5 protein-coding genes are annotated in these 5912 nt (G+C 48.8%); all 5 read right to left on the minus strand.

Annotated elements, in window-relative coordinates; genetic code table 11:
* On the minus strand, window positions 1-266 hold a 266-nt coding region (locus WCO51_08790), incomplete at its 3' end, for a prepilin peptidase (protein MEI6513355.1).
* 137 nt (window positions 267-403) lie between these two features.
* Window positions 404-1615, minus strand: coding sequence for a type II secretion system F family protein (locus tag WCO51_08795; GenBank protein ID MEI6513356.1), 1212 nt, complete (start codon window positions 1613-1615; stop codon window positions 404-406).
* An 82-nt stretch (window positions 1616-1697) separates the two neighbouring features.
* Window positions 1698-2840 (minus strand): type IV pilus twitching motility protein PilT, encoded by a 1143-nt coding sequence (locus WCO51_08800; protein ID MEI6513357.1) that lies wholly within the window; start codon window positions 2838-2840, stop codon window positions 1698-1700.
* 239 nt (window positions 2841-3079) lie between these two features.
* Window positions 3080-4879, minus strand: coding sequence for an ATPase, T2SS/T4P/T4SS family (locus WCO51_08805; GenBank protein ID MEI6513358.1), 1800 nt, complete (start codon window positions 4877-4879; stop codon window positions 3080-3082).
* 179 nt (window positions 4880-5058) lie between these two features.
* Window positions 5059-5912, minus strand: an 854-nt coding sequence (locus WCO51_08810) for a shikimate dehydrogenase (GenBank protein MEI6513359.1), incomplete at its 5' end; no start/stop codon positions are given.

Raw genomic sequence — 5912 nt, forward strand, 5'->3', positions numbered from 1 at the left:
GCCCACAATAACGCCGTGACAAGTTCGACAACAAAATACCGCCAGCTAAAAGGCGCCTTGCAATAACGGCATCGCGCTCGGAGGAATAAAATGCTCAAGAGCGGCACTAAATCAAGCGGCCCAAGCCGATGCTCGCACTTGGGACAGTGCGATGGGGGCGAAACAATCGACTCGTGCCGAGGAAGCCTCCAAACCAGAACGTTCAAGAAGCTCCCTACAACTGAACCAAATATAAACGGCACAAACAACGACCAAGCTGATAGCATCTGTATTCTCTTTCCCTTATATCCGGATTAATACGCAATACGAACTACGCACTAGTATTAATTATAGCAATGCCCTCTCCCGAATTATCGGGAGAGGGCGAGATTACATGTATTTGTTCTTGTAATGACTATCAGCTTTACTTCGATAGTTCTGTGATAACTGATAGCATCGGCGCGAACATCGAGATAACGATGAAGCCGACCATGAAACCGAGGACGACAATCAGTAATGGCTCGATTGCCGCCGTCAGCGAGGCAAGCATCGCTTCCACTTCAGCTTCATAGTAATCAGCAATCTTCTGCAACATAAAGTCGAGAGAACCCGACTCTTCGCCGACTCCGATCATGTGGACGACCATTGGCGGAAACATTTTGCTTTTTTCGAGCGGTACTCCGATACGGTCGCCTTCACGGATACGGGCACGGGCTTCAAGAATTGCATCCGCAAGAACAGCGTTTCCAAGCATGCCGGCCACTGTTTCCATAGCTTGAAGAATTGGCACACCAGCGGCCATCAAAGTACCAAGCGTCCTTGAGAATCGCGCTAAACAGATGCGATGGTGCAGCTTGCCAAAGACAGGCATCTTGAGCTTTAACCTGTCCACTGTACGCCGACCAAATGTGGTGTTGGCAAAAGCCTTATACGCCATAACGAAGATAATAATCGCAATAATTACTACCCACCATTTTGAGGTTAAAAAGTGACTTAGATCAACTAGAAATTTGGTAGTCGCTGGGAATTGCTCTTCACGCATGCCAAGGTCAGAGAACAACTTGAAGAAACTTGGCACGACGAACATAACCAAACCCATAACGATCGACAATGCAACCACGACGACGATGACAGGATAAGTCATAGCCGCCTTGACTTTACGGCGTAAAGCCACATCGGATTCAAGGAACTGTGAAAGACGTTGAAGCGATTCTTCGAGGGTTCCTGAGACTTCACCAGCACGAACCAAACCTACAAAGAGGTTACTGAAAGCTTTCGGGTAACGAGCTAGCGCTCTTGAAAGGGTTTCACCACCCTCGATTCGCTCACCAACTTCCACCAGTACACGCCTTAACTTCGGGTTTTCATTTTGACGGCTAAGAACGTCCATACTTCGAATCAACGAAACACCCGCATCCATCATGGTCGAAAACTGGCGGCAGAAAAGCGCCAAGTCATTGAGCTTGATCCTCCCAAATCCAGCGGATTTTCGTTTTCCTTTGATGGCCTTCAGATCCTGAACTTCAAACCCTTGCTCTTTAAGCCGGTTTCGTAGGATCTCAATGGTCTCCGCTTCGGCCTGGCCTTTGTGGAGAGCCCCACTAGCATCTCTTACTGCATAAGCATAGGTCGCCATATGCCAACTCCTTAATACACAAGCTAAGTTAGAAAGTAATTACCAAACAAGGCAATTCAGACTAACTTTCAACTTCGTTAATCTACCTTCTCTGTCCGCCGGGAGGAGGCGCTCCGCCTGGCCTTGCGCCAGGAACGATACCTCCAGCGGTCATGAGCATCTTCTTTAATTCATCGATATTCACTGCAAAGGAAAGAGCATCGTCGTAGGAGACTGCACCGCGAAGGTACAAATCGCGCAGCGCCTGATCCATCGTCTGCATTCCGTGACCGGCGCTGGTCTGGATAGAAGACGGGATTTGGTGTGTCTTATTTTCACGGATGAGGTTGCGAATAGCAGGCGTTGCAACCATAACTTCTGTCGCAGGAATTCGTCCGGGCTGTCCGGCTCTCGGCAAGAGCTGCTGGCAGACAATTGCCTGAATCGTGTTTGCGATCTGAATACGAACCTGCTCCTGTTGTCCGGGAGGGAATACGTCAACCATTCGGTCAATGGATTCACCGGCGCTGTTGGTGTGCAGAGTTGCAAACACCAAGTGGCCTGTTTCTGCTGCAGTAATCGCCAATGCGATGGTTTCCGTATCGCGCATTTCACCGACCAGGATAACATCCGGGTCTTCGCGGAGGGCTGCTCTTAGAGCGTTTTGGAACGCCTTCGTGTCCTGCCCTAGTTCCCGCTGGTTGATGATGGATAACTTATGAGGGTGCAAATATTCGATTGGGTCTTCGATCGTCAAGATATGAACTGCTCGTTCCATGTTGATCTGGTGGAGCATAGCAGCCAAAGAAGTAGACTTACCATGACCGGTAGGCCCCGTACATAGCACCAATCCGCGCTTTAGTCGTGTTAATTCGACAAGTATCGGCGGCAGGTTCAATTCGGCAATGGTCGGAATTCGCGCGGGAATTAAACGGAAAGCGACCGCAATAGCGCCTTTATCGCGAAAAACGTTCACACGGAAGCGGGCTAATTTGCCAAGAGCATACGATAAGTCAAGTTCCAACGTCGATTCAAACCGTTGTATCTGCTCATCCGTTAAGACATCATAGATCATACGAACGGTATCGTTTGGTGTGGCCTTCTCGTAATTCAACCTTATAAGCTGACCGTCGACACGGATCGTTGGCTCAGCGCCAACCAAAAAGTGAAGGTCGGATGCGCCCTTTTCGACCACGATTCGCAAAAGATCATCAATGTGAATGGATTCAAGTGACCTTGGTTTCATCCCAGTCGTTGCGACGGCAGTCGCCATTTCAGCCTTAGCCGTCTCACTCATTGCAACCGGATCAAGTCCAGGGATTGGCGCCGCTTTTATGCTATCAGTATCCACCGGCTGAGCGCCGGTAATATCAAAATCAGGTTGAATATCGCTCACGTATAACAGCCTCCGTTCTTACTAATGCGTAATGAGTATTGTGATTTTCTGATTACGAAATACTCACTACGTAATCCACACTAAATTTCCTATCCATAGCCGGCGGTAAAGACAACGCGCATGACTTCTTCAGGAGTGGTAATGCCTTCGAGTACCTTAAGCAAACCATCCTCGCGAAGCTCTCTCATGCCATTTGCTTTGGCCGCTTCTTTAATATCTGCAAGCGGAGCGCGTCTAACAACCATCTCCGCAATTTCAGCATTCATCGTCATCAGTTCGTAAAAACCAATTCGACCTCTATAACCGGTTTGTCGACAATTATCGCACCCGCGACCGCGTGATAGCACCACTTTCGCTTCCGGATCAACCACTTTGAAGCCAAAGCGCCGCAGGTCGATCTGACGAACCTCATAGTGTTCCTTACACTCCTGGCAAACCTTTCGGCCAAGCCGTTGAGCCAACACTCCGATAACCGTTGCGGAAATCAAGTAAGGCTCAACACCCATATCAATCATTCGGATAACAGCCGATGGAGCATCGTTGGTGTGCAAGGTTGAAAGCACAAGGTGTCCGGTCAATGAGGATTCAACAGCGATTTCAGCCGTTTCAAGGTCGCGCATTTCACCGACCATGATGATGTCCGGGTCTTGGCGCAAGAAAGAGCGCAGTGCATTACCAAACCCCAATCCCGCTTTCTTGTTGACCTGCACCTGCGTGATTCCGCTGAGTTGATACTCAACCGGATCTTCAATCGTCATGATATTTCTCTCGACAGAGTTCAGCTTATGAAGAACCGAATACTGGGAAGTAGTCTTTCCGGAACCGGTAGGCCCGGTAGAAAGTACCATTCCGTTTGGCTGGAGAACGAGTTCTTCCAATCGAGCCTGGGTCTCGGCAGAAAAGCCAAGTTTACTCATACCAAGTAAAACGCTGGTCTTATCGAGGATACGCATAACAATCTTTTCGCCAAACATCGAAGGTATCGACGAAACACGAAGGTCATATTCCTTACCTTCATGCTTGATACCGATACGGCCGTCTTGCGGTACACGGCGTTCGGCGATATTCATCTCAGACATAATCTTATAGCGCGAAATAAGCGGCGCTTGAATTGGCTTTGGCACGCGCATAACTTCAATCAAAACACCGTCTACACGGTATCGGACACGCACATCACGCCTATCAGGTTCAATATGAATATCAGTTGCTCTATCTTCAATGGCCTTCTGAATGATAACGTTGGCCATCTTGATAATCGGCTGTTGCTGTGCCAAGCTCTCAGCTTCAGCATCCTCAACATCATCACCATCTCTGCTGGACTGACCCGCCATTGCCATTTTGGCAGCAGCAGCAAGAGAGGCATTAGAGTCGGACTGGGCTGATGCTACCGCAGGAACGACTGCAGCATTAGTTGGCGCCCCTGCGCCATTTGCTCCACCACTATCATCACTGACTTTATAAGCGCGAGCAATCGCATCCTGGATAGCGCCTGGAGCGGCTAAGACAGGCACAATTTTACAACCAGAAACCATTTGGAAATCGTCAATAGCCCGGATATTATTGGGGTTAGACATCGCAACAAATAGTCGCTGACCATCACGTTTTACAGGTAGGGCATTGTTGTTTCGAACGATATGCTCTTTTACGATGTTAAGGACTGCCGCATCGAATTGGAACTTATCTAAATCAACAAACTGCAGGTCAATTTCGAGCGCCTTACACTCATAAACATCCCGTTCAGTCGCAAAACTAAGGTCAAGTACGACCTGCCCTAGATCCTTGCTGCCTGTTTGCTGCTGAACCTGACGCACCTCATCAAGCTGCTCGGAGGTTATATAACCCTTTCCCAGCAATATTGCGCCTAAGTCTTTGCGAAGAGGCATCGCCATATTCATCCACTCCCGTACCGTTAAATGCCTTTAATCATGACCTTCACGATGCAGGCATCGGTTCAATTGGTTACGAAACGTATCAACCGCTTTTCAAAAATCCCTGATAGCTCTTCAACTGCAGGTTCAACCTGAGTTTCAAAGACAAGTATCCCTTAGGTTTCAGGGCATGTCTCACATTAAGTGAGACAACTTAGCAACGCTTTACGCATGACATCTACGGGCGCCTTTTGTTCTGTCCAAAGCTCGAAGGCTTCTGCGCCCTGCTGCACCAACATCTCTGCGCCATTCATCGTGCGATATCCAAGTTGCTTTGCAGCTTTTAGAAGCTGCGTCTCCAGCGGATGATAGATAAGGTCATAAATAATAGATGAATAAGGCATGTTTCTTATCTCTACCGCCGGGACCTGATCCACGATTGGATGCATCCCTATTGGTGTACAGTTTACGAACAAAGACGTCACTTGCAGCGCATCATTTACTGCAGTTGCGTTGTCGCTAACCACCTCTATTTGATTGTACCCCGCGCCGCTTTCGTTCAAACTTCGGGCTAACATCTCGGCGCGTTCTCTCGTACGATTATGAATCACTACACGCCATTTCTGGCGCTGCAGCGCAGATGCTACCGCCCTTGCGGAACCTCCTGCGCCGTATATAAAGGCCGTTCGCCCATTCCCTTCAGCTTCCTTGCCGAGAGAACGGACAAAGCCGACACTATCAGTATTTAGTCCCCTCAGTTTACCACGATCATTGATTATAGTGTTGACCGCGCCAATCCTGTGGGCATCCTCCGAGACTTCGGATAGATAGGGTATCACGTTTTCTTTGTGTGGCACCGTTACATTGACGCCTATAATCCCCAATGATTTCACTCCTTTCAATGCTTCCGGTATTTCTTCCGGAGAGACCTCGAAAGGAACATAGACCCAATCCATCTCAAGAGCTTCAAAAGCAGCGTTGTGCATCGCAGGCGACAAGGAGTGTTTGACAGGGAATCCCATCACTCCCACCACTTTTGTAGTTCCTCGTGTAA

It is taken from the genome of bacterium, from assembly GCA_037131655.1.
In the GTDB taxonomy this organism is placed as follows: Bacteria; Armatimonadota; Fimbriimonadia; order Fimbriimonadales; family JBAXQP01; genus JBAXQP01.

Bases quoted from the DNA above. Each gene is read 5' to 3' on its own strand.
- WCO51_08795 (MEI6513356.1), bottom strand. From the start codon at position 1,615: ATGGCGACCTATGCTTATGCAGTAAGAGATGCTAGTGGGGCTCTCCAC.
- WCO51_08800 (MEI6513357.1), bottom strand. From the start codon at position 2,840: ATGAAACCAAGGTCACTTGAATCCATTCACATTGATGATCTTTTGCGA.
- WCO51_08805 (MEI6513358.1), bottom strand. From the start codon at position 4,879: ATGGCGATGCCTCTTCGCAAAGACTTAGGCGCAATATTGCTGGGAAAG.